The following is a 21,720-nucleotide window of genomic DNA, read 5'->3' on the forward strand; positions in this document are numbered from 1 at the left end:
TTTTATATACTGTAAATTATGCAGTCTTCCTAATAAACCTGTTTTTAATAGAGATCTTTTTATAGAAAAATTCTTTCGGATAGCCAAGATAGTTAAGATCAATACGTTTAATTTCAAAATAAATATCTGCCACTAATTCAGGAAATGTAAACATTTCCAAATTTGTATCTTCATTAATACGAAATCCCATATCGGATTGTAATGTTGCATCTATGGATAAACCTGGTTTTAAAGGAATATCTATGCTGGAGATAGGGTAACTTTTTCCTTGTCCGAAAACCTGCTGACGTTCAACTTCAACAAATGAGGCTTTAATTGATAAACTAAGAATTTCTTGTTGACTGTTATTCCTTAGAGAAAAATTAATTTGTGGTTGTAAAAAGTTACTTGATTCAAGAAGAACCCAACTAGCATCTACAGATATTACCTTTATGCCACAGGTCTCTTCAAATTGCTTCTCAGCTTCTGTTAATGCCAATTTATCTTGTATCATTTCAAGTAGTTTATTAGCTTTATATAGTAAATCTAGAGGATGTTTTTCAGCAAGATATGCTGTTAGCTTTGAAATAGCTTGCTTGTATTCACATCTTTTTGTTTCTTCAAATAATTGTAAGTACTTCTCAACTTCATTTTTATAAATTATATTTATCTTTGTCTTAATTTCTTCCTTACGTTTCTGTACATCTATCTTTAGAGTTGTGGATGGGAATTTAAGTAATAACTCATCGAACCCCTCAAGTGCTTCTTCATATTTATCACTAAGCATTAATTCAATTGCAGTATTATAGTAATGCTGATCAGTTTTCTCGAAATTTTCGATTTTTTTTATTAACCCTAATTTTTCTTGACGGGTTATTTCTAATTGGTTTTGTAAGTTGATATTTTTATTCTTTAGATTTTTATTTTGTATCTCTAAATCCTTAACCTGTTGCTTTAATTGTTCGATTTCTGCCTTTTTGCTAGGAAGGATTACATCTAAAAAGTTCACATTCTCACCCCTAAGGAAAAATCAGATAAATATAATAGGGACTACATGCTAAATAGATGCAGTCCCTTGATGATATTTCTTTTATTCTAAATACATTTCTATATTCCTGCGTGGTTCTTAACAGAAAAACATCAGCAGACCAATAAATAATATACCGAACCTTTAATTTAGGGTAGTTAGAATAAATAAGACGGAGAACGCTTAACTATGGTTTTTTTGCCCATTATGGTAAAGAGGAAGGCTAGCTACCAGGCTACCAACTAGTATACGTTACAATTAATATACCACTTTACCACCGGCAGGTTATATGCAGATTGTTACTGGGTTCAATTTGAAGTGTAAGATCTGAGTGTGGCCAAGGGGCTAGTGGCAATTGCTAACATGACAACCCAAGGAACAGACGCGCCAAACTGCAGCCGCCTTTTAGGTCAGCTGACGGTTGACCCACGAAGGCCAGCGAGCGATCTTCATCCCGCTCTACGACCCCATAAGTTCACTTAATAGCGGAGCGGGAGGAAGTTTGCGGCCCATGACCCCCGAAGCCAGGCCTCGCTAGGCCTCCACAATCGCGCATGAGCGGTAGAGATGTGCGCGGACCCCAGAACAGGCAAACTATTAGGCCCGCCCCCAAAATGTACCCAAAAGAGGGGCCTAGTAGTATGCCGACAGGCACAGGACCCACAGAGCCCGGCATACAAAAGACCCGTAAGCTGGCAGTCACCGGGGCGGGGGTAGTCAAAGGTTGAGGATAGTAGTAACACTATCGTCCCCCGCTGTCGGTATCTGCTGACCCCAAAGGGCCTTTGTGCCGACCCCAAAGATCTACTTCGGTGGCTGGAACGAAGGCCAAGACCTCAAGGAGAGGCAGGGTGCCGAACCACATAGAATGCCTCAAATACGGCACGCTGCTGAAGGTGGTCCAGGACCCGTAAGCTGGCCAGATACCAAGTTAGCCATAAAACCAATAAGGAATACCTATAATGGCTGACTTGGTATCTGGCCGACCTGTATTCTTTGACTTCAATAAAGCCTATAGTATCAGCTGCCCGACCCCAAAGTCTGGCCCATCAGAGGGAAGCTGGTACTATAGGCTTCCTTTTACCTAAGTAAGGGCAGCAGCCCTCCGGTCGACCAAAAAAAGGGCCAGGAGGCCCACAGCTCCTAAAGGCCGCGAACCTCCTGAACCTGCCTGTGTGCGCTGCGCTCTGCTGCATAGTGCGCCAGCTCTGCCATGGCCACAAAGGCGATGTGCTTGCAGGGCACCTTGCGGCTCATGTAATCCTTGCAACTGCAGTAACTCTTCCTACCTTCGATATGCACCGCATACTTCTTTCCGCCGTAACTAACCTGCCCACCAACCTGCACACCGGACTTAGTAAAGATGCGATAACCAACTTCAAACCGCCAACCAGCCTGAAGCCCAGCCAGTGCGCGGCCAAACCTACCTGCCTCTACCTTACCTAATAACCTTCTTAACATACCTTTCAACCTCCCTTTTATTTTCAAAGAGACAGAGCCGGTCACTGTCCAGTCAAGGGGAAAGACAAAAATTTTTCACCCGTTGACTCCTAAGGAATGCATACCGGGTGAAAAATTTTTGACGGCCCTTGACGGGATAGTGATTGCAGCGGCTGCCATGGACACCGCTGGCCGGGATGCCAGCGGTGGACCCTACAGCGGCAGAATTCAACTACCAATTATCACTGACTCAACGCTGCGGGCAGGCCGATGCAAAGGCTTCTGTATAATGAGAAGTACAGGGGAGGCCGACCCCAAATTCATGCTGCGAAATGGCAGTACAGCTTCTTAGAACCGAAACACCGGTATAAAGCCCTTCGGCCCCAAGATTGGGGCGAGGGGTTGGGGAGTTGGGGTTGAAGGACCCGTAAGCTGGCCAGTTACCGGGAGCGAGGGTGTGAAGTGGATGAATATGGATAATCTTTCGAACCCTGCTGCCGGTATCTGGCCGACCTGGACTGTTTTGCTTTGATCAGAGGCACAACTATCAGCAGACCGACCTGCAAAGCCAGACCCATAAGTGGGCTGCTGGTAGTTGTGCTATCCATTAATACAGGGTAGAAGCAGGGTGCCAAAACCAGTAAAAATATGTAATAGCGTTGGCAATACAACAATATTCTAAGCAAATGGAAATATATTTACCTTGCTGCCCGTACATATGTTTGCTATAATTCAACCAAACAAATGTACGGTGGTGTTTAGATGATTACCGATGAACAAATTATTATTACCCTTAAGGAACTTAGTGAAAGGGGTTACCCCCCATCTGTGAGGGAACTTGGCAAAGCCGTTGGGCTTAGGTCAAGCAGTTCTATCCAAAAACGACTTTACAAGCTAAAGGATCAGGGTAAAATCCAATGGGAACCCACCCAACCCCGTACCATCAGGGTGGTTAGCCATGTGTAAACTTTACAAGCAACCGGTTGAAGTCAACCCAGGTCCCGATGGTCAGCCCTTTAGCTTCCGGTGGAAAAACAAATGGTACCTAATAGAAAGAGGCTATCCCTATCAAATATCACCCCGGGACTGGCAATGGTATCGGAATATGGGCTTGGACCCCTATAGAGATCGTTATAGATGTTATACAGATGGAAACTTAGACTGCGACCTAGTACAAGAAAGAGACCAATGGCTGCTGGAAAGGGTCTGGGACTAAATGGATAGCAAAATCAGAAACTATTACGCCAATAACCACCTCTATTCAAGAAAGATGATTATGCCTGCCACCAGTGAAAAGTTCAAAAACTCCTGCCAGGAATGCAAATATTACGTCGAAGTGGTTGGGCATCATGAGACAAGAAAAGTGTGCTTGGTAGAGGTTAAAGCCTATCAAAAAAGGCACAAAAGAGTACCAGCCAACATAGAAATAATGGACCTTATCCTATTGCTGGGCAAAGAGAAATTAGAGTCTCTGCTGGGTAAAGGTGGTCAGCATTTGATGGCCTGTGGGGAATTTGAAGAAAGGATTTAGGAATATCCTGTGAATGAGTGATGGAAATGGAATACATGATTATCGCCAACCTGCTTACACTTGGTGAAGTAGCCTGTATCGTAGCCATTCTCAACCGCTGCTATGCTCCCCAATGGCTGCAAATTATTGTTGGGACTATGGCCGGGTATTTATTTATGATCTGGGGGTGGAGTAATCTATGAAAACTCCACAGGAACTAAGGGAGGATATGCAAGCAACCATACCTGTGATAAGTAACCTTATTGAACAGATAGAGCAGTCCACCAGTAAAAGAGAGGAGCAGCGTTTGGTCCGAAAGCTGCATGAACTCCAATATCTCCAGCTTTGGAGGGTGGACTTGCTGCAAAGCCTGGGAGAAGAGATAAGTGATAAATAGCTAAGGAAGAATGTCCTAATAAATTACCATAAAAATTACCCCTGACTGACAAGGCCAGGGGATTTTTACGTTTTAAACAACTGTTTCTATATATAGATATAAAACTTATCCTTCCCAGCGGGCCCGGTAACCCCTAACATCCACATGAATAAAATTTCCTTTCCTATAAATACCGATACCATCAAAACCAAAGCGGACAGCCAGTGCAGCAAGCTGCTCTGCTGTGCAGCCAGCAACCTTAATGTCAGCAGCTAAACCCCTAATATGATATGAATTTATTGCTCCGCCCACTGCCCGATTATGCAGCGGACAGCGGTAGCCAGAGGTAACTATAATCGGTTTACCAATAGCCTGACGCATTTCCTCCAGTTTGGTCACCAGCTCCATACTTACATTGACCATGCCGCAGCAGCGGCAGGCAAACTCCCTTTCCTCAAAATGAGGGGCTAATTTCACCCCGGCCCTGGCTAAAGTACTACCCATCATTACACCTTCTTTATCTCACGTATTTCTTCAATATCAACATCCATATACTTGGCAATGATTAATGTTTGCATGTCAATACTCCGCTGCAGGTCTTTAATGATCGGCTCCAGGCGAATCAGCAGATAACCCGCCACAACCACTGGAAAACCATAATTGCTGATCATCTTAAAGAGTTCCTCCATATATGCACCTCCTTAGAAAAACCAGCTACGGCCAAGTCTTTAGACGCAGGCAGAAGCTAGTTTGCCCTTATGCAGGTCAGAAAGTTTAATACTTTCTGATCTGCCAATAAAAAGGGGGTGGAATAACCTCCACCCCCTCTAACCAGTCAACCTACTAGCTTAAGCAAAAAGCTCCAGTTCAGTAACACTGCGGGTTACAACACGGGCACCAGCATAGCCAACCAGATCGCCACCAGTACTGGTAAAAATATTCTTGTCAATGATGCTTTGCATGACAGTTTTAACATCTTCAACGGTTAGATCTTCTCGGCAATTAGACACACGCAGAGTAACCTTTGAACCGGCCTGGTTAACAAAAACTAACTCCAAAGTACCGTCCATTCAGATTCCCTCCTATTTTAGATTTAACGATTTCAAAAACCTCTATAGACCATCGTCCTGCAGCTCGTGATCTTCTTGCTTATAAACATTAACTAAAGTAGCAGCCTGCAGGGTATTGATAGAATTAGCCACAGCAAAGATGTCAGCATCAAGGGCATCTGCCTTTGCCTTAAAAGTAAAAACCTTAATTACTGGCGAACCCTGACCATCAACACCAGTCTGGCAGCGCATCCTTAATGATTTACCAAAGATTTCAGCAGTAAGAGCCATTGGTATTCCTCCTTATTTTCATAGTAGGATACCCTCGCGCGCGGGCTCCTGCCGGTACAAGAGCCCGCTATAAAAGAAAAAGCCGGCACAAATCCTTGTACCGGCTAAGGTTATTATATGATAATTAGTTATATATTGTCAAACTTAAAATTATATAGCCCTGTGGAGAGTAGTATATTTGAGGTATAGTCATATGTTTTGTTGTACCAGCTATGTGATGATGGTCTAACTAACCAATATCATTTTACAAAAGGACTTATACGAGATTGGTTGAAATTTTATATTAGTAATAGAATTGACGTAAACAAAGCAAATCTCTGTAAGGAATTCACGAAACTTATGTAAAGGGGGGGAATAAACCCTAGCCTTTACCCCCAGACAAAAAGAAGCAAGAAACAATGTTTACTAGTTACACCATCTAGGGGTATGATTTAATTAAAAGAGAATGTGTAAGAATAGGAGTAAGAAACTAAACAATTTATCGAATAACAAAAAGGGGATTAGCGTATGGCCAATGGAAGTACAAACGGCGGTAATATCGGCTTTGAAGAAAAGCTGTGGAATGCCGCAGACAAAATGAGAAACAACATGGACCCGGCAGAATACAAACATGTGGTGCTGGGTTTACTATTTTTAAAATACATATCGGACTCCTTCGAAGAGGCTTATCAAACCCTGGCTGCGGATGAATATGCCGACCCGGAAGATAGGGATGAATACCTGGCTCTCAATGTGTTCTGGGTGCCTCAGGAAGCCCGTTGGAAAAACATTCAAAATAATGCTAAGCAGCCAATCATCGGTCAATTAATTGACGATGCAATGGTGGCAATCGAAAAGGATAACCAGACCCTCAAAGGGGTACTGCCCAAGGACTATGCTAGGGCCACCCTGGACAAGCAGCGGCTGGGTGAACTGGTGGATTTAGTGGGTTCCATTCAAGTTGGAGATAAGGAAAGCCGTTCCCAGGATATTCTGGGACGGGTTTATGAATATTTTCTAGGCCGCTTTGCCAGTGCTGAGGGCAAGGGCGGCGGCGAATTCTATACACCCCAATCGGTGGTAAAACTGCTGGTGGCAATGATTGAGCCCTATAAAGGACGTATTTATGACCCCTGCTGTGGCTCCGGCGGCATGTTCGTGCAGAGTGAAAAGTTTGTGGAAAGCCACCAGGGCAAAATTGGAGATATTGCAGTCTACGGCCAGGAGTCCAACCCCACCACCTGGCGGCTATGCAAAATGAACCTGGCCATCAGGGGTATTGATGGCACTATCGGCCCCCATTACGCAGATAGTTTCCATAACGATTTACATAAGGACTTAAAGGCAGACTATATTTTGGCCAACCCCCCCTTTAATATCAGTGACTGGGGCGGCGAGCGGCTAAGGGAAGATGTTCGCTGGAAATACGGCGTCCCTCCGGTGGGCAACGCGAACTATGCCTGGATTCAGCACTTTATACACCATCTATCTCCCAAGGGCATTGCCGGTTTTGTTCTGGCCAACGGGTCCATGAGTTCCAATACCTCTGGTGAGGGAGAAATCCGTAAAAACCTTGTGGAAGCAGATAGGGTGGACTGCATGGTGGCCATGCCTGGCCAGCTTTTCTACACCACCGGTATTCCCGTATGTCTATGGTTTGTTACCAGAAATAAGATACAGCCCGGCGGCAGAGATCGCAGAGGGCAGGTGCTCTTTATTGATGCCCGCAAACTGGGAGTGATGGTGGACCGTACCCACCGGGAACTGACCGACGAGGAAATCCAGCGCATTGCTGACACCTACTACGCCTGGCGAGGTGCCCCAAGTAGGGGAACTTATGAAGATATAGCTGGCTTCTGCAAGTCTGCAACTATTGAGGAAATTAGAGAGTACGACTATGTACTTACTCCGGGCCGGTATGTTGGTATAGAAGAAGTAGAGGAAGATGGCGAACCCTTTGAAGAGAAGATGGCTCGATTAACAGAACAACTGGCGGAACAGTTTGCTAAATCCAGGGAATTAGAGCAGGAGATACGTCAACGCCTTGGGGGTATTGGCTATGGGTTCTAAGGAAGTAGATACTGTAACTTTAGAAAAAGTAATTATAAAAGCTAATACTGGTGCTGATGCAATCAAGCGGGCCCCAATCGTAAACTACGACACTGATCTAAGATGTCTAAGAATAGGCGATATTTCGAATAATAAACCATTTAAAGAATGGGGTTTTACAGAGGCAACAGAAGATGTTAGAAGTAAGTTCCTTCTAAAAAAAAATAATATTCTAATAGCACGGACTGGCAATACCATTGGGGTTATCAAGTTTATTGATAAAGACTTAAACAGTTTGTATAACAACGGATTGATTTGTTTGCAAGTTGATGAAAATAGTTATAACCCCAAATATGTTTTCTATGCCTTGTCTTCAAACGATTTCAAAAGTTTTATCTACCAAATATCTGGAGGAACATCAACACAGCCTAATATAAAGATTTGCCATATGTTGAAATTTAAAATTATTAATTTTCCATTGAGTGAACAGAAAGCTATAGCTGATATTCTTTCAGCACTTGACAATAATATCCAACTCAACAACCAAATGAACAAAACCCTGGAAGAAATGGCTCAAGCCATTTTTAAAAGCTGGTTTATTGATTTTGCACCCTTTCAGGATGGAGAGTTTATTGACAGTGAGTTAGGAAAGATACCAAAGGGATGGAAAGTCGGAATACTAAGTGACTTATTTATTCTTCAGAGAGGGTTTGATTTGCCTTACAAGAAGAGAAATCCTGGAGTATACAAGGTGATTAGTGCAAGTGGCCCTAACGGTAACCATGATCAATACATGGTTAAGGGGCCGGGCGTAGTTACTGGACGAAGTGGTGTGCTTGGAAATGTTTTTTATATTCAAGAGGATTATTGGCCTCTAAATACCACACTATGGATCAAAGAATATAAAAATTCAAACCCACTTCATGCATACCATTTTTTAAAGACTATAGCATTGCAACAGTATAATGCTGGTTCAGCTGTTCCCACATTAAACAGAAATCATGTGCATAATTTTTCTGTTGTAGTACCTGAGAAAAAGGTATTGGATGGTTTTGACAAATTGATAAAACCCTTGTTCCAGAGAATAAGATCCAATGAATTAGAAAATGAAACCCTAGCCCAACTCCGCGACACCCTACTACCTAAACTAATGTCAGGCGAAATACGTGTAACCCCCGAACCCTAGGGAGGTGAAAATATGTCCATCTTTACCGAGGAAGAACTGGAACAGGCGGCTTTATCCTGGCTGGAAGAACAGGGCTATGAACTGCGTTTTGGCCCCGATCTGGCACCGGACGGGCCTACCCCCGAACGACGGGACTATGCCGAGGTGGTGCTGGTGGAGCGTCTGAGGGATGCCCTGGGTATCATCAATTCCCACCTGCCCGCTGCCGCCATAGACGAAGCTGTTCGCAAGATCACCATCACTCAAAGCCCGGACCCCATCATCAACAACCGAGCCTTTCACAAAATGATCACCGATGGGGTAGATGTGGAAGTACGCCGTCCCGACGGCAGCATCAAGACAGACAAGGTCTGGCTGTTTGATTTTGCCCGACCGGAGAGAAACGACTGGTTGGCAGTCAACCAGTTCACCATCATTGAAAACAACAAAACCCGCCGTCCCGATGTGGTGGTCTTTGTCAACGGTCTGCCATTGGCAGTCTTTGAACTAAAAAATGCTACCAATGAGGAAGCCACCATCAGTAAGGCCTATAACCAACTGCAAACCTATAAAAAGCAAATTCCTTCCTTATTTACATACAACGAGCTGCTGGTCACCAGCGATGGACTGAATGCCCGGGTGGGAACCCTGACTGCCAACGAAGAGTGGTTCACCCTCTGGCGGACAATGGATGACGGTGAACTGGCCCCGGAGGCCCTGCCCCAACTGGAAGTATTAATTAAGGGTATGTTTAATCGGGAGAGGTTTTTGGATATCCTGCGTCACTTTATCCTCTTCCAAACCGATGGCAGCAAAACCAGCAAAATCCTGGCGGCCTACCATCAGGTACATGCCGTTAATAAGGCAATAGAAGGCACTATTCGTGCCACCTCTGCAAGGGGCGACCGCAAGATTGGCGTGGTCTGGCATACCCAGGGCAGCGGCAAGAGCTTTACAATGGTCTTTTACACCGGCAAGCTGGTTCTTACCCTAGAAAACCCCACCATCGTAGTCATCACCGACCGCAACGATTTGGACGATCAGTTATTCAATACCTTCAGCCTGTCCCACGAGCTGCTGCGCCAGACACCCCAGCAGGCTGAGAACAGAGGACATCTGCGAGAGTTACTAAAGGTGGAGTCCGGCGGCATTATCTTTACCACTATTCAAAAGTTCGCACCCGAGGAGCGGGGCGACAGCCACCCGGTTCTGACCGACCGACGCAACGTCGTTGTTATTGCCGATGAAGCCCACCGCAGTCAGTATGGTTTTAAGGCTGATGTAGTAAAAATTAGTGAGGCTAAGTCTGGCAAAGCAGGGAAGAAAGGGCTGCTGCTGGCGGCGGAGAGTTCCCTTGAGGGTGGGTACAGTTTACAAACAGCAAATTCAGGCCAACTGGTAGCAGCAGATGGCAGTACCCAGGATTACCAGGAAGCAATAATTAAATATGGCTATGCCAAATATCTCAGGGATGCCCTGCCCAACGCCTCCTATATAGGCTTTACCGGTACCCCGGTGGAGGCCACCGACCGTAATACGCCTGCAGTGTTCGGAGATTATATAGACATTTACGACATGACCAGGGCAGTGATGGACGGAGCCACCGTCCGCATTTATTACGAAAGCCGCATCGCTAAAATAGACTTACCTGAAGGTGAGCGGCCAAGACTGGATCATGAGTTTGAAGATATTGCAGAGAATCAGGAAGAGAGCACCAAAGACAGGCTCAAGAGCAAATGGGCCCGACTGGAAGCAGTGGTGGGGGCTGAAAAACGCCTGAAACTGATCGCCCGGGATATCGTGAAACACTATGAAACCAGGGCTGAGGCCAGTTTCGGCAAGGCTATGATTGTAGTCATGTCCCGCCGCATTGCTGTGGACCTGTTTGAGGAAATCATTAAACTCCGCCCGGATTGGCACGATGCGGATGATAACATGGGCAAAATCAAAATAGTTATGACTGGCTCCGCCAGCGACCCGGAACATTGGCAGCAGCACATTGGCGGTAAAAAACGCCGGGATTTGCTGGCCAAAAGAATGAAGGACAACAACGACCCGCTGCAAATAGTCATTGTTCGTGACATGTGGCTCACCGGCTTTGATGTGCCCGCCATGAACACCATGTATATAGATAAACCCATGAAGGGCCATAACCTGATGCAGGCCATTGCCCGGGTCAATAGAGTATTCCGGGATAAACCTGGTGGTCTGGTGGTAGATTATATCGGCATTGCCGAATTCTTAAAAATAGCCCTGGCTCAGTACACGGATAGCGACCGCCGCACCACCGGTATTGACACATACGAGGCTATAGCTATCATGCTGGAGAAATATGAAGTGGTTAAGGATATCTTAAACGACTTTGACTACCAGCCCTTCCTCACCGGCAAGCCCACCGAAAAGATGAAAACCCTTGCTGCAGCGGTGGACTATGTACTGTCCCTGGAGGAAGAACGGAAGAAATCCTTCCTGCAGCATGTCATCGAACTGGCCCAGGCTTACTCTCTCTGCAGCACCACACCGGAGGCCGAGGCCATTAATATAGAGATTGGCTTCTTTAAGTCCATCAAAGCAGGGATCAACAAACTTATTAGTATAGATAAGCCCAAAAAGACCCAGGATCAACTAGATGCCGCAGTTAATCAACTTGTCTCCAAATCCATCATCTCCGAGGAAGTGGTGGATATTCTGGGCTCACTGGGCATGGATCGGCCCGACATCTCCATTCTCTCAGACGAATTTTTGGAGGAAGTGAGAGGCCTTAAACAAAAGAACATAGCCGTGGAACTGCTGAAGCGTTTGTTAAACGGCAAGGTCAGATCCATAGCCAGTAGGAACCTAATCAAATCACAAAAGTTTTCAGAAATGCTAGAAAACGCTATCAAAAAATACCAGAATAGGGCCATCGAAACCACCCAGGTAATCCTGGAACTAATTGAACTGGCCAAAGCCATGAGCAAAGCGTACCAGGAAGGGCAAAACCTTGGCCTCTCTGAAGATGAAATAGCCTTCTATGATGCACTGGGTGTCAATGATGCAGCAGTGAAAATCATGGGTGACGAAGTCCTAAAGCAAATAGCCAGAGAACTGACCAAAGCGATCAAAAGAAATCTAACCATCGATTGGGAAAAGAGAGAAAGTGTCAGGGCGCAGATGCGTGTAACTATCAAACGCCTGCTGAAAAAATACAAATACCCTCCGGATAAACAAGCCCAAGCAGTGGAAACAGTAATCAAACAAGCCGAGCTGATGTGTGCGGTGGGTATATAAAGACAGATAAAGAAGGGGCATAGTTAAATGGCAGAATTCAAATTCGAAATAATCAAAACCCTTGGTGTCCTATCGGAAGGCAGCAAGGGCTGGCAAAAGGAATTAAATCTTATTAGCTGGAATGATAAGCCCCCTAAATACGACATTCGTGAGTGGTCTCCGGATCATGAAAAGATGGGAAAGGGAGTAACCCTTTCAGAAGTTGAGGTCAAGGAACTGAAAAAGCTGCTGGAAGAATTGAAGTAAATGGATTTCTTATAATGTGGCTCGGGAAAAGCAAACCCGAGCCACTGTTTTTTAGCCTCAGTGGAAGATCCTAAATTTTGGTTTATGGAGTTAAATTCTTTTTCTTTTTTGATTAATATGCTTTGCTAAAGCCAACAAAAACCCAAACAAAACTGCGGTCCAAGCATATAATACGGGGTAACCAAAGAAGGTTAAAAATGTAACCATACTAATAATAAGAACTATCATAAAGCCGTAAACATTTATTTTACTTGGAATTCTCTTGCCAGTTATACCTTGGAAAATATTCTCTAATACGTGATATCCGTCCAATGAGGGAAATGGAACTAGGTTAAAAAAACCAATTCCTAAATTAATGGTAAAAAACAGTACTAGAGCAGCTAACCAAGAAAAATCACTATTTGCCATCTGAGCCCAACTTTCTGCATGTTTATCCATTCCAATTCCAAGAAGTGATTCAGGTTGAAACGCGCTTACAGTTTCCCGGCCTAAGCTTGGCAAAAATCCCATAAATTTTACTAAAACCTGAGAGGTCTTATCTAAGGAATAACCCCTAGATATACACAACGCAATTAGTGTGATAATTAGCCCGGAAAATCCGACAACAATATTTACTAATGGACCTGCTATGTCAACAACAAGCTTCTTCCACCATTTTTCATTATCAAAAGTAGGAGGGACCTCCACGGAAGCTCCGAAAGGAAGTGGACATATCGAACAAGGGATGCCACGGTAACGAATAGTAAGAAGTGGTCTACCAAAACCAACAGAAAGGGAGGTTGGTCTATATCCAAACTTGTAGATACCCCAACAATGCCCCATCTCGTGAATAATTGCCGTAATTAAAAAGCTTAAAATAATAACCAAAAGCATCAAAAAAACCCTCCGATCCTTTTAGTTAACACTTATGCTTAGTTTACCTAATTATGAAATAAATGTAATGAGTAGAGATGTTTTGGAATTTACAGGAATGCTATGAATTACCCCAATTTATTAGCCATTAACCATTTATTTGTGAAAATATCATAAACTACCTCCCGTGGTCATATTTTCTAAGAGGGAGGGGATGAAGTGTCAAAAATTAAAAAAATTCTACACTTAAGCTTAAGTGGGGCTCTTCTTATAACTATGATAAGTCTTTGCATATACCCTTTTATTCACACTGAAACTGTTTCTGGAAAGTTATTACTAGTAGAAAAGGTGGGGTCGTTTTCAGATGAGTGTGTAGTTAAATTTCGGTCCGACGATGGAAAATTCCTAACCCTTTATTTGAAAGAAGATGATCTATTTTTTGATAGTGAGCCTGAGAAAGTTATGATTACTGAAGACAGGAAGACTCGGGAGGTAAGTTTGAAAAAGCTATTAAACGTTATAGAAAACATTGATGAGACCCGAGGTGGTATTAGCACAAAGATATCTTATAATCCCAATAATATAAAAAAGTTCTGGTTTATTAAACGAAATGATGGTGCTATTGAGGAGATAACCTGTACTCTAACAGATATTAAAAAACAAAATCAAGAGATACTTCAGATTTCAGAGGAGTCTAGAACAAGTAGTAAACCGTATAAGATTAAGTATTCTTACTCTGTTAAAGGAAATCCAACTGATAAATGGTTTTGGGTAAATGGAGATACAGGAGAAGTAAAACAATATTTGAAGCAAGGCGACAGATTTATTACTGAAGAAAACTACGGCTTTTCTAATAAGACAGTTGTAAAGTTTAAGGAGGAGTTAATTTCACCTGTCTCTTGCTTGATAAACTTTAGGGAAAACCCGAGAGGAAACTTTGAAGTCGGTTTTCCAAATAAGAATAAAATGATTGAGAACTCCTATTACATTGAAGAACAGATAAAGGCAGTACTAAATAATAAAAACTAAGTAAATGGTTATGGAATAGGAGGGAATTGTTTGTCTAGTGCAGGGAAAATTGACTATTTAGATTATACTGTTAAAAGAATCAAAGTTGTAACCGATCTTATAATTCACTTAATAACTCCTGAGAATATTCGTATTAAGAATAAGTACCAACAAGAATTTGATGCTATCTGGAAAAGTTGCGGGATATGTAACGGTGAAAGCGTACCGGAACTTATTGAGTTTACAGAAACTAAAACAGAAAAGATATTTTATTTTAAATTACCTTATGGATTAATACCGGACGACTTTAGAAAAACAGATAAGGAAAAAAGAATGGCTTGGGCAATCAGAGCAAAAGAAGTAAAAATTGAGGAAGATAATCATAAGCACTTATTAATTGTTAATGTTCAATATTAATAGAATGCTATATAAAGGATTGGAAGCTAAGGATTACGGGACTACAAAATGCTCTATCACGGGTAAAAGAAACCGGTCTTGCTTATTTTGAAGTAAAAGAAAAATTAGAAATTGTTAAACGGGAATTGGCAATTAAAAAAATTAGAATGGGAAGAATGCGATAGAAAGGGAATCTCAGTTAGCAATGTACGCCCGCCAGGAATATACAGCTGTAAGTGTCCTAAGTATTGAGGAGTTAAAGTCAAAAAATATTATGACATAGCAAAGTATGAATGGGAAACATGGTCCTTGATAGCAAACTCTAGATTAAGTGAAGAATCCCAGATATAGGCTGCGGTAAAAAGTTATAATTCTTCCCGCACCCGCTGCCTGCCATTCTATAGTCATTTGCATGCCGCCATCCAAACAGGGCGGCTTTTATTTTTCAAGCACAGTGGAAGTCGCCCTGCTAGACGTCCTTAGGGGTCATGGTCATCTTCGGCATTGGGGGTAAGTCTTTAGGGGTCCGGCACACTGCCTCTCCCATGGGTCTTATGCCGCACATTGCCAGCAGACCACTTTTTAAGGATTATTTGGGGTTACCGGTCTACCGGCAAAGTGCTCGCTGGGCTTTGCTGATCCTTTCTTTCGGGCCGGCAGATACCGGCAGCCATGATGTTGGCTTTGGGGTCGCCGGTACCTGCCCTGCTTACGGGTCATTTGAATGCAATTCTCATGGGTCCTATGTATGTCAGGTAGCTAATAGGCCCTGCTTTGAGGCTGGTTTACGGGTCGGCCTAATAGCTACTTAGCACCTGGGTCCTTCAACCCCATCACCCCAACCCCTCGCCCCAATCTTGGGGCCGAGGGGCTTTATACAGGTGTTTCGGTTCTAAGAAGCTACCCTACCAATTTGCGCATGAATTCGGGGTCAGCCTCCCCTGGACTTACCAGTATACAGAAGCCTTTGCAGCGGCTGCCTCCACATACGGCAGCGCTTTTTCATAGTTGCAACCTCTATCTGTAGGGTCCACCGCTGGCATCCCGGCCAGCGTTGTCCGTTGTAGCCGCTGCAATCACTATCCCATCAAGGGCCGTCAAAAAATTTTCACCCGTTAGGCATTCCTTAGGGGTCAACGGGTAAAAATTTTTTGTCTTTCCCCTTGACAGGATAGTGACCGGCTCTGTCTCTTTGAAAATAAAAGGGAGGCTGAAAGGGATGTTAAGAAGGTTGTTAGGCAAGGTTGAATCAGGCAGGTTTTGCCGTGCGCTGGCTGGGATGCAGGCTGGCTGGCAATTTGAAGTTGGGTATCGTACCTTTGCTAAGTCCGGTGTACAGGTTGGTGGGCAAGTTAGTTACGGTGGCAAGAAGTACACAGTGCATATCGAAGGCAGTAAGAGCTACTGCAGTTGTAAGGACTACATGAGCCGCAAGGTGCCCTGCAAGCACATCGCCTTTGTGGCCATGGCAGAGCTTGCACACTACGCGGCTGAGCGCAGCGCACACCGCCAAGTGCAGGAGGTTCGCAGCCTTTAGGGGCTGCGGGCCTTCTGGCCCTTTTTTTGGTCGCCCTGGGGGCTGCTGCCCCTGCGCAGGAAATGGATACTATTGGTACCAACTGCCCTCTGATGGGTCTGGCTTTGGGAGTCGGGCAACTGATACCAATAGCCTCTAATCAAAGTAAAACACTGCATGTTGGCCAGATACCTTAGCAGCCGTTATTGGTCATTTCTATGGGGTTTGGTTTCCAAGGTAACTGGCCAGCTTACGGGTCCTTTGTATGACAGGCTCCGTGGGTCGGGTCACCTTCGGTAGAGTGCCGTATTTGGGGTATTCTATGGGGTCCGGCACCCTGCCTCTCCTTTGGGTCGTGGCCTTAGTGCCAGCCCATGTAGCGGTTTTTGGGGGTCGGCACAAAGGCTCTTAAGGGTCGGCAGACACCAGTAGCGGGGTATGGTTGGGTCAATGGTAATACAAAGTGATAACCACCCCTGCTCCCGGTGACTGCCAGCTTACGTGTCTTATGCAAGTTTGGGCGTTGTGGGTCCTGTGCATGTTAGCACACTACTAGGCCCACTTTAGAGTTCATTTTGGGGTCGGGGCCTAATAGTGAGCTTGCTTTGGGGTTCCGGCCTCCGCAATCGCACATCGCTACCGCTGCGTTTCAGTCGTTCCGCCGGGCTAGTGGCCAGCCTTACGGGCCGGTCTTTTGGGTCTGGGCAAGCCCCGCTCCCTGCACTTCGCCCCCGCTCCGCTATTGGGTGAGCCTAAGGGGTCATGGAGTAGGATCGCTCGCTGCCTTCGCGGGTCCCGCTACCTGCTGGGATTAGAGCCAGTTGCGATGGGTTGGCAGCTGCCTTGGGCAAGGAAGCGGGTCGGCTGCTGCCTCCCCGCTGCGCATGGCGGCTGTTGCTGTTGGAGGCGGCTGCAGCCGATGGCCTAGGGGGATTAGAGGCGGTTGCCGTTTGGCGCAGTTGTGCCGTGTAGGGTTGCTGTTGCCACCGGGTCATTGGAACGCAGTAGCGGCCTTGGCAGCTTCCATGCATCGATGGGCTAGTGGTCGTTTGCTGCTGCTTGGTTCGTCTAGTTCCGTCCACTACCACCAAGGTATCGAAGGCAGTATCTGTCAGGACAGGAATTACAAGGGTTGCCAGATGTTCGGAAAAAGCAGCGTATTGGTGGGTATCGAACATGGCCGAACACTTCCAAAAGGACAACCGCAAGGGAGCATTGTACCCAGGGTGGTAGTCTGATCCAGGGCATCGGTCCCCCGGAACGAAGGAAATATAACCAAGGTTACTGGTGGGCTGTCGCTTCAGCTGGTATCTTTCTGAGTAGGTTTAGTGGAATGAAAAGACCCCTCCGGGGAGGGGTGGAAGGTAAGAATTTAGGTAATTTTTGTCTAAAAACTAAAAATAAAGAGGAGTACAACATATATTTATGGAAATGATTTCTGTAATTTATAAATTCTTTAGCATTGAAATTTGTATATAAGCTATTAGGAAAAATGAATGAACTTAAAATCCACCAAAATGAAAGAAATTTTTTATTGTTAAGACATTGTTTAACTAATGTCTATACTGAAAAATACTAAGTTTTTTCATCATTTGATGGTACCACTCCTGTGGTATGGAATGTCTAGCAAATTATCCGAAGTTAGTTGAATGTTGGAAGTGGTGGGAAGTTAAAAGAAGGATATATAATCCAGAGGTACAGATATAGAGGATGTTTTATAGGAGAATTAGAAATGAACAACGATGGTTATTTTAATAAAATTATCTATTTTGATAAAGAAACTATTAGCAATATCCTGCAAGAATTGAATAAAGGGGCAAAGGCTACTCAGACAGGAACCACTACATCAGTTAAAGGAAGTGCAGGAATAGAAGTAGGTGCAAAAGTTAAACTAGCAGTTCCATTTCTAGAGAGACTATCATTCCTTTTTTCAGGCAATATTTCTCTTTCTTATGTTTTGCAGCGAGACAGTACAACTACTTTAACATCTACGGAAGTATCAGAATTTGAAAAATTAAAACCGCATTTAAAAGAGATGAAAGAAGTTAAAGTTAATGATATCGAGAACTCATCAACCTTTTTCAGAGTTGCCGGTGGCTATCTAAAGATGATAAAAGGCGGTGTTGATGGTGTCGATATTAAGGAATTTAATAAGGTAATGGATAATTATGACGGATATGATACATATAAAGTAAGCAAAGATGTCTATGTGCGTTTCAATAACTCTGCATTTATTAGTAATTACAAACGGAATGATTTATTGACAACAAAAATGAATATATATTGCGTTCTAATAGGTGAATTCGAGAAAGAAAACTTCGATTTTTTTAAGCAAATTTATAAAATGGAATCACTAATTACCGGAGTGAACAAATCACAATCTTTAGCTGATTTGTATCCTGCAAAAGATAGTAAATTATCTGAAGAAATAACAGAGGATAACGATACTTACTCAAGTCATAAAGTTACATATGAAAACGACAAGATTAACCTTTATGATGTAGTCTATGCATCCATACCATTTGGAGGCACCGATGAAAAATAAAAGAACTTATCATATCATAATTGGCTCAAAAACTTATTTCAATACAAAATTGCCTAATTTTGATGAAGATACAGAGGTAAGCTACTTCTTAGATCTTGTAAAACTATCAGATGAATTCAAGCAAAAAGGCCGGTCTTTTAATTTTAAGGCAAATGTTTTAATAGTAAAAAATGATAACTATCACGGAATTACTGAGCAAGCACATGATAGACTTGGAGCTCTCATTGAAGAATTAATAGAAGATAATGCGGACATTTTTATTCACAATCCACCAAGTGTCTTGAGTTTATATCTTGAAAATTTAAAAGCACGCGATGTTATTAGAATTGTCTATGATAAGGAAATATATCAGATAAATCGTGATTCAGGAAAATTTGTAAAGCATATGAAAGAAATTGCTCAAAACATAGTAGGTCAAAACAGCGCAATAGAAGAAATAAGTAAGAGTATGTGGTATCTCACAAAAACAGAGCGAAAAAAACCTTATGTTATAATGCTCTATGGTAATAGCAGTTTAGGAAAAACAGAATTGGTACGAGAAATTGCAAACAAGTTCTTTGATAACAAATATTTAGAAAAGCATTTATCAATGTTTAAAAATGGTACCTACTCTGATTATTTCTTTGGAGAAAAGCCAAACAGAAGAACTTTGGGATATGAGTTATTAGAGCGGGAATCGAACCTGATTTTTTTAGATGAACTTGATAAATGCCCTGAGTATTTCTTTTCGGTTTTTTATACCTTATTTGATAATCATATATTTAAAGATACATCCTACGAAGTGGATATTTCGGGGCTATTAATTATTTTAACATCCAATTTCAGTAGTAAAGAAGAAATGCAAAAGGATCTGGGATTGCCTATATATTATCGAATAGATAAGTTTATTCGCTTTGAAGATTTTTCGGGACAAACAATTTATGAAATGACAATGCATGAAATTATGAATCGTTTTGATGACTATAAATATAAATATACTCCCGAGGAGATTTATGCAGAAGTTAGTCCACTAATACAGTCACAAGGAGAAAACGCAAGAACAATTAAATACCAAATTCAGAATACAATAGAAAAAATACTTTTTAAAGAGATACAGAAAGCGTTCTGAAAGTTAATATTTTACTAATACTTACGTTTTTTATATAAAGAAATTAAGTGAAATAAGCCCACTAACGGATCTCTAGTTTGGAAAGTTCAATTCTGTACACTACCTATTAAGCTTCGCATAATCCCATAATTGACATAAAAGAGATCACTTTTTGAAAGAGGGGATTAACTTGATCTCGTCAGAAAAACAAAATCTGATTAATAAATTGGGAGATTATCTAAATAGACTTCAAGTAACCATTGATAGCATGTGTTATGAACTTCAAAAGTTCTTACTGAAAAAACAACCTTAATTGGAGTAAAGGAATAATCTCATTATGTTACGCAGGGGTCAGTCCTCCAAATAGCATTCTAATAGTTAATAATTCTATTTAAATTTGATGTTTCCTATTATTTATATAACTAACTAATGTCTATTAGTGTAGGTTCATTAAACAGTTTTTGAAATAAGAGAAAGGCGCAACTCTAAACAGACGTTACTAGGAAGGAAAAGGGTATTAATTAAATGAATATAGGTATTTTTGATGCTTCATTAAGCGTTTTATATTTATAAAATGCTCTGATTACAAGAATTGGGGGAAAAGAAGGTGTGATTTCATGTGGTTTAGAACCGGTGTCCTAAGTGACAAACAGATAAAAAGGTTACTAGGCAAAAAAATATTCATTTACCCTTTTAATGAAAAAAAACTTAAAGGTTCCACATATAACTTAACTGCTAGTATTGTAGCCCGTTCACGGAAAAACGATGGACAGTTGCTTTTAATTAAAGAAAACAAAATTATGATACCTGAAGGAGACACAGCTCTTATTCAAACTGAAGAAAGTTTATTTGTTTCTAAAGACATCTGTGGAACATATCACTCAAGGGTTACGTTAGTATCTAAGGGCCTTTCTCATATTGGAACAACGTTAGATCCAATGTACTTTGGTACTTCGCTAATAGCGATACATAATCATACTGACAAGGTGCAGTATATTGAAGTAGGAGAAAGTTTTGTTTCCTTAATGTTTCATAAAATGCCTAGTTCGACTAAACTACTCCATGATAATAAATCAGGAAGAACTGATATTCTTGATTTGAACATAACATTAAGAGACTTTCACCCTAAACAAGAAAATGATGAAGAACTACTTAAACAAATTGAAGAATGGAAGAGGAAAAATTGGAGAATACATGAAAATTATCTAATTGAAGAGGTTAAGAAAGAAGTTAAGAAAAGGGATAAAAGTAAAAAGTTATTCTTGGTTGATTTAGTATTCAATATAATCCTACCTATAATCACAATACTTTTACTTACTTACTTTGTATCTCGCAATGCATTAACATCAGATCAAATGAAATATTTTGTAATAATAGCAAGTGCTATATTTCCATTATATATTGGAATTGGTAACCTATTTAAAAATTACTTAAGAGGAGAGTAAAACATGGAGTTATTTATTGAGAAAATACATGCTAACGCAAAAATACCAAGCTATGCTCATTCTGGTGATGCCGGTATGGATTTATATTCTATTGAAGATGTAATCATCAAACCTGGTGAAATAAAACTGATTCATACAGGAATAAAAATACAATTACCTAAAAATACAGAAGCCCAGATTAGGCCACGTAGTGGTCTAGCACTTAAAGAAGGAATTACAGTTTTAAATACTCCAGGTACAATTGATGAGGGATACCGTGGAGAGATTGGGGTAATACTCATCAATCATAGCAAAAAAGAGTTTATTGTAGAAGTAGGATCAAAAATAGCACAAATGGTAATTAAACCTGTTTTTCGAGTAAATGTAATAGAAACACAAAGTCTAAGTAAATCTACTCGAGGAGAAGGTGGATTTGGGTCAACAGGTCCAAAATAAGAAAACATATTTTCTATAAATAGGTAGTTACAACCTCAATAAAACTCCCGTAGAG

Annotated in this window: 26 protein-coding genes; 19 read left to right on the forward strand and 7 right to left on the reverse strand. The window is 42.2% G+C overall.

The features are described 5' to 3' along the window. Positions 1 to 16: 16 nt before the first annotated feature. Both ACYQ03_RS15740 and ACYQ03_RS15745 read right to left on the reverse strand, forming a co-directional pair. Positions 17 to 988, reverse strand: a complete 972-nt coding sequence (locus ACYQ03_RS15740) for a hypothetical protein (RefSeq protein ID WP_459910915.1) — start codon at positions 986 to 988, stop codon at positions 17 to 19. 1,161 nt (positions 989 to 2,149) lie between these two features. Further along, positions 2,150 to 2,467 carry an SWIM zinc finger family protein gene (locus ACYQ03_RS15745; RefSeq protein WP_459910916.1) on the reverse strand — a complete coding sequence of 106 codons (318 nt, stop codon included), beginning with the start codon at positions 2,465 to 2,467 and terminating at the stop codon, positions 2,150 to 2,152. Between the two features lie 118 nt (positions 2,468 to 2,585). On the opposite strand from ACYQ03_RS15745, the gene ACYQ03_RS15750 reads away from it, so the two are divergent. The 6 genes from ACYQ03_RS15750 to ACYQ03_RS15775 all read left to right on the forward strand — a co-directional run bounded on the left by ACYQ03_RS15750 (position 2,586) and on the right by ACYQ03_RS15775 (position 4,353). Beyond that, a complete protein-coding gene (locus ACYQ03_RS15750; RefSeq protein ID WP_459910917.1) occupies positions 2,586 to 2,798 on the forward strand; it encodes a hypothetical protein in 213 nt (70 codons plus the stop codon). A 410-nt stretch (positions 2,799 to 3,208) separates the two neighbouring features. Continuing rightward, on the forward strand, positions 3,209 to 3,412 hold the full coding sequence (locus tag ACYQ03_RS15755; protein WP_459910918.1) for a LexA family protein: 204 nt from the start codon (positions 3,209 to 3,211) through the stop codon (positions 3,410 to 3,412). Beyond that, entirely contained in the window at positions 3,405 to 3,662 is a 258-nt protein-coding gene (locus ACYQ03_RS15760; protein ID WP_459910919.1) for a hypothetical protein, read from the forward strand. The genes ACYQ03_RS15755 and ACYQ03_RS15760 overlap by 8 nt, the downstream gene beginning before the upstream one ends. Further along, positions 3,663 to 3,977: a hypothetical protein gene (locus ACYQ03_RS15765; protein ID WP_459910920.1), complete on the forward strand. Its 315-nt coding sequence runs from the start codon at positions 3,663 to 3,665 to the stop codon at positions 3,975 to 3,977. 26 nt (positions 3,978 to 4,003) lie between these two features. After that, complete coding sequence (locus ACYQ03_RS15770) at positions 4,004 to 4,159, forward strand: hypothetical protein (RefSeq protein ID WP_459910921.1); 156 nt, start codon at positions 4,004 to 4,006, stop codon at positions 4,157 to 4,159. Then, on the forward strand, positions 4,156 to 4,353 hold the full coding sequence (locus ACYQ03_RS15775) for a hypothetical protein (RefSeq protein WP_459910922.1): 198 nt from the start codon (positions 4,156 to 4,158) through the stop codon (positions 4,351 to 4,353). Before ACYQ03_RS15770 ends, ACYQ03_RS15775 begins: the two co-directional genes overlap by 4 nt. Positions 4,354 to 4,458: 105 nt before the next feature. On the opposite strand, the gene ACYQ03_RS15780 is transcribed toward ACYQ03_RS15775, so the two are convergent. From ACYQ03_RS15780 to ACYQ03_RS15795, 4 genes are all read right to left on the reverse strand, one after another. Next, positions 4,459 to 4,836 carry a YcbK family protein gene (locus ACYQ03_RS15780; protein ID WP_459910923.1) on the reverse strand — a complete coding sequence of 126 codons (378 nt, stop codon included), beginning with the start codon at positions 4,834 to 4,836 and terminating at the stop codon, positions 4,459 to 4,461. 2 nt (positions 4,837 to 4,838) lie between these two features. Continuing rightward, positions 4,839 to 5,021 (reverse strand): YvrJ family protein, encoded by a 183-nt coding sequence (locus ACYQ03_RS15785; protein WP_459910924.1) that lies wholly within the window; start codon positions 5,019 to 5,021, stop codon positions 4,839 to 4,841. A 159-nt stretch (positions 5,022 to 5,180) separates the two neighbouring features. Next, positions 5,181 to 5,402, reverse strand: a complete 222-nt coding sequence (locus tag ACYQ03_RS15790) for a DUF2922 domain-containing protein (RefSeq protein ID WP_459910925.1) — start codon at positions 5,400 to 5,402, stop codon at positions 5,181 to 5,183. 42 nt (positions 5,403 to 5,444) lie between these two features. After that, entirely contained in the window at positions 5,445 to 5,672 is a 228-nt protein-coding gene (locus ACYQ03_RS15795; protein WP_459910926.1) for a DUF1659 domain-containing protein, read from the reverse strand. Positions 5,673 to 6,179: 507 nt separating this feature from the next. Here ACYQ03_RS15795 and ACYQ03_RS15800 point away from each other — a divergent pair. Genes ACYQ03_RS15800 through ACYQ03_RS15815 form a run of 4 tightly spaced genes read left to right on the forward strand, consistent with a single transcriptional unit; the run spans position 6,180 to position 12,381 of the window. After that, positions 6,180 to 7,721 (forward strand): class I SAM-dependent DNA methyltransferase, encoded by a 1,542-nt coding sequence (locus ACYQ03_RS15800; RefSeq protein WP_459910927.1) that lies wholly within the window; start codon positions 6,180 to 6,182, stop codon positions 7,719 to 7,721. Further along, entirely contained in the window at positions 7,711 to 8,886 is a 1,176-nt protein-coding gene (locus tag ACYQ03_RS15805) for a restriction endonuclease subunit S (protein ID WP_459910928.1), read from the forward strand. The genes ACYQ03_RS15800 and ACYQ03_RS15805 overlap by 11 nt, the downstream gene beginning before the upstream one ends. Before the next feature lie 12 nt (positions 8,887 to 8,898). Then, positions 8,899 to 12,135, forward strand: coding sequence for a type I restriction endonuclease subunit R (locus ACYQ03_RS15810; protein ID WP_459910929.1), 3,237 nt, complete (start codon positions 8,899 to 8,901; stop codon positions 12,133 to 12,135). Positions 12,136 to 12,162: 27 nt separating this feature from the next. Beyond that, on the forward strand, positions 12,163 to 12,381 hold the full coding sequence (locus tag ACYQ03_RS15815; protein ID WP_459910930.1) for a YdbC family protein: 219 nt from the start codon (positions 12,163 to 12,165) through the stop codon (positions 12,379 to 12,381). A gap of 90 nt (positions 12,382 to 12,471) precedes the next feature. Here ACYQ03_RS15815 and ACYQ03_RS15820 read toward each other — a convergent pair whose 3' ends face one another. Next, entirely contained in the window at positions 12,472 to 13,254 is a 783-nt protein-coding gene (locus tag ACYQ03_RS15820) for a site-2 protease family protein (protein WP_459911418.1), read from the reverse strand. Between the two features lie 198 nt (positions 13,255 to 13,452). On the opposite strand from ACYQ03_RS15820, the gene ACYQ03_RS15825 reads away from it, so the two are divergent. The 9 genes from ACYQ03_RS15825 to dut all read left to right on the forward strand — a co-directional run bounded on the left by ACYQ03_RS15825 (position 13,453) and on the right by dut (position 21,665). Then, complete coding sequence (locus tag ACYQ03_RS15825) at positions 13,453 to 14,262, forward strand: hypothetical protein (protein WP_459910931.1); 810 nt, start codon at positions 13,453 to 13,455, stop codon at positions 14,260 to 14,262. 30 nt (positions 14,263 to 14,292) lie between these two features. After that, positions 14,293 to 14,658 carry a hypothetical protein gene (locus ACYQ03_RS15830; RefSeq protein ID WP_459910932.1) on the forward strand — a complete coding sequence of 122 codons (366 nt, stop codon included), beginning with the start codon at positions 14,293 to 14,295 and terminating at the stop codon, positions 14,656 to 14,658. 467 nt (positions 14,659 to 15,125) lie between these two features. Next, the gene (locus tag ACYQ03_RS15835; protein WP_459910933.1) at positions 15,126 to 15,449 is read left to right on the forward strand and encodes a hypothetical protein; all 324 of its coding nucleotides are present in this window, start codon (positions 15,126 to 15,128) and stop codon (positions 15,447 to 15,449) included. A 407-nt stretch (positions 15,450 to 15,856) separates the two neighbouring features. Further along, positions 15,857 to 16,174: an SWIM zinc finger family protein gene (locus ACYQ03_RS15840; protein WP_459910934.1), complete on the forward strand. Its 318-nt coding sequence runs from the start codon at positions 15,857 to 15,859 to the stop codon at positions 16,172 to 16,174. 1,711 nt (positions 16,175 to 17,885) lie between these two features. Further along, positions 17,886 to 18,698, forward strand: coding sequence for a DUF6414 family protein (locus ACYQ03_RS15845; RefSeq protein WP_459910935.1), 813 nt, complete (start codon positions 17,886 to 17,888; stop codon positions 18,696 to 18,698). After that, positions 18,688 to 19,806, forward strand: coding sequence for an AAA family ATPase (locus tag ACYQ03_RS15850; RefSeq protein ID WP_459910936.1), 1,119 nt, complete (start codon positions 18,688 to 18,690; stop codon positions 19,804 to 19,806). Before ACYQ03_RS15845 ends, ACYQ03_RS15850 begins: the two co-directional genes overlap by 11 nt. Before the next feature lie 169 nt (positions 19,807 to 19,975). Beyond that, on the forward strand, positions 19,976 to 20,098 hold the full coding sequence (locus ACYQ03_RS15855; RefSeq protein ID WP_459910937.1) for a hypothetical protein: 123 nt from the start codon (positions 19,976 to 19,978) through the stop codon (positions 20,096 to 20,098). Positions 20,099 to 20,402: 304 nt separating this feature from the next. Then, on the forward strand, positions 20,403 to 21,230 hold the full coding sequence (locus tag ACYQ03_RS15860; protein WP_459910938.1) for a dCTP deaminase domain-containing protein: 828 nt from the start codon (positions 20,403 to 20,405) through the stop codon (positions 21,228 to 21,230). Positions 21,231 to 21,233: 3 nt separating this feature from the next. Then, positions 21,234 to 21,665 carry a dUTP diphosphatase gene (gene dut / locus ACYQ03_RS15865; protein ID WP_459910939.1) on the forward strand — a complete coding sequence of 144 codons (432 nt, stop codon included), beginning with the start codon at positions 21,234 to 21,236 and terminating at the stop codon, positions 21,663 to 21,665. Positions 21,666 to 21,720 lie beyond the last annotated feature (55 nt).

It is taken from the genome of Desulfotomaculum defluvii, from assembly GCF_054657375.1.